Genomic DNA, 1,332 nt, shown 5'->3' on the forward strand with positions numbered 1-1,332 from the left:
GGACGAGCACCAGGTCCGCCGCTGGGTCTCCTGGCACCGCTGGACCACCCTGGCCATGCTCGCGCACGCTTTCCTCGCCGTCACAGCCGCCATCGAACGGGCCACGACCACCACGACCCCCGAGCTCAGCCCGCTGACCTGCAACAAGATCCAAAGACTGTTCGCAGCCCTGCTCGCACCGGCCCGCGACCTCGCCCACCGCCTGCACTGGTCCGCATGGCGCCGCCAGCACCAAGCACGCTCGCGCACCAGCCACTACCAGCGACAAGCCACCCAACAACCATGAAGATCACGATCTACAGCCGGAGTACTAAACTCTCCCTCACGGCATGAAACCCCTGTGTCCACACTCCGGGGGTTACCTCAGTCTCGTGGTTGACCCCGATCTCCTTCGCGACCGACGCGAACGGGCGCCGACCATCCGAGGCCCGGTACAGCGCGACGGCATCACGACGGAACTCGTCCGAGTACTTCGACGGACGTCCCACCTGGACTTCCCTTCCTGGATCGACAAGATCCAAGTGTCAGGGCGTCCACGTCACGGGGCAAAGCTCACTTCACCCCGACCAGCGCCTCCTGGGCCAACACACGATCGAGGCGCACTTCGGACCACTGCGGCAGTTCACACTCGTCAACTCCGACCATCCGAACCACCCGGTCGAGACCGCGCGCTGCACGCCTACCTGTGCCGAGAGCCGCCGAACGCACACCCCGCAGAACAGACCGAACAGGCCGAGAAGAGTGCACCATGAGCAGCCAGACGTCGTCCGAAACCCTCGTCGACGAGTTGAAGTCCCTCCGTGAACGAGTCATGGGATCTCCGAGAGCGTCATCTCGACCGTCGACGGCCTGCTGGTGGCCGCCGACACCGTGGCCGCCCACCCCGAGTCGGCCGCCGCCCTGTCGGCCGTGATGCTCGGCCTCGGCCGGCGCACCGCGGCCGAGGCCGGTCTGGGCGGCCTGCGCGACGTGGTCACCCGTTGCACCGGCGGCTACGTCGTGGTGCTGGTTGTCAGCGAGCGGGCGCTGCTGATGATCCTGGGCGACGAGGGCCCGGACATCGCCGGGCTGCACCGTGAATCACCGGCCTCGATCCGCAGACCGAGCGAGCTGCTCCGGATGGCCCCCGCGTTCTGAGTGGACGTTCACCTCGCTGACGTGCAGGTTCGGGACGGTTTGCCGCTTACCCGAAGACTCCGCCTGCCCGAAGACTCCGCCCGCCTGGAGGCGCCGCCTGCCCGAGGACTCCGTCGCTGAGGCTTCCTCCGAGGTGACCGTGCGATGTCCGCACAGGGAGGACTGCACCGGGGAGACAGTGCGGGTGCGGGCAGG

The 1,332-nt window shown here is 67.7% G+C and carries 1 protein-coding gene and 3 pseudogenes; 3 read left to right on the top strand and 1 reads right to left on the bottom strand.

The features are described 5' to 3' along the window. Nucleotides 1–286 (top strand): annotated as a pseudogene (locus tag ABZ641_RS37760) (IS701 family transposase); the annotation flags it as partial. A 79-nt stretch (nt 287–365) separates the two neighbouring features. On the opposite strand, the pseudogene ABZ641_RS37765 reads toward ABZ641_RS37760, so the two are convergent. After that, nucleotides 366–488: pseudogene (locus ABZ641_RS37765) on the bottom strand (transposase); the annotation flags it as partial. 68 nt (nt 489–556) lie between these two features. On the opposite strand from ABZ641_RS37765, the pseudogene ABZ641_RS37770 reads away from it, so the two are divergent. After that, a pseudogene (locus tag ABZ641_RS37770) lies at nt 557–686 on the top strand (IS630 family transposase); the annotation flags it as partial. A 169-nt stretch (nt 687–855) separates the two neighbouring features. Beyond that, nucleotides 856–1,137 (top strand): roadblock/LC7 domain-containing protein, encoded by a 282-nt coding sequence (locus tag ABZ641_RS37775; protein WP_344627939.1) that lies wholly within the window; start codon nt 856–858, stop codon nt 1,135–1,137. The last annotated feature ends 195 nt before the right edge of the window (nt 1,138–1,332 follow it).

Origin of the sequence: Kitasatospora sp. NPDC007106 (genome assembly GCF_040634455.1) — a bacterium.
GTDB classification, from domain to species: Bacteria; Actinomycetota; Actinomycetes; order Streptomycetales; family Streptomycetaceae; genus Kitasatospora; species Kitasatospora arboriphila.